We start from the raw sequence: 255 nt of genomic DNA, 5'->3' as shown, positions 1-255 counted from the left end.
AAACCAAGACCCGTTTCAATTAACTCAATTTCATGAAGTGCCCATTTCACAGGAATTGGGTTTGATTCGCAAAATAGAATTTCGTGTAAATTTGCAACTTGGGTATTTAGGTTTTCTGCATTTTCAGCTTCGCCTGCCAGTGCTGCCGCGCAAACATCGCTCATTTCTTTTGGTGCAATGTTTGCAGTCACAGAAATATTGACATTTGCTCCCGACAGAATCAGTTGATAAGCTGTTGCATCATCACCTGAATAA

At 40.4% G+C, this 255-nt stretch carries 1 protein-coding gene; it reads right to left on the bottom strand.

Annotation, left to right across the window (positions count from 1 at the left end):
• Window positions 1–255: dihydrodipicolinate synthase family protein (locus ACG9ZB_RS17575; RefSeq protein ID WP_419326880.1), on the bottom strand; the 255-nt coding region annotated here is incomplete at both ends.

This window comes from Acinetobacter johnsonii, from assembly GCF_048551975.1.
In the GTDB taxonomy this organism is placed as follows: Bacteria; Pseudomonadota; Gammaproteobacteria; order Pseudomonadales; family Moraxellaceae; genus Acinetobacter; species Acinetobacter johnsonii_A.
This window is presented reverse-complemented; position numbering and strand designations above follow the sequence as displayed.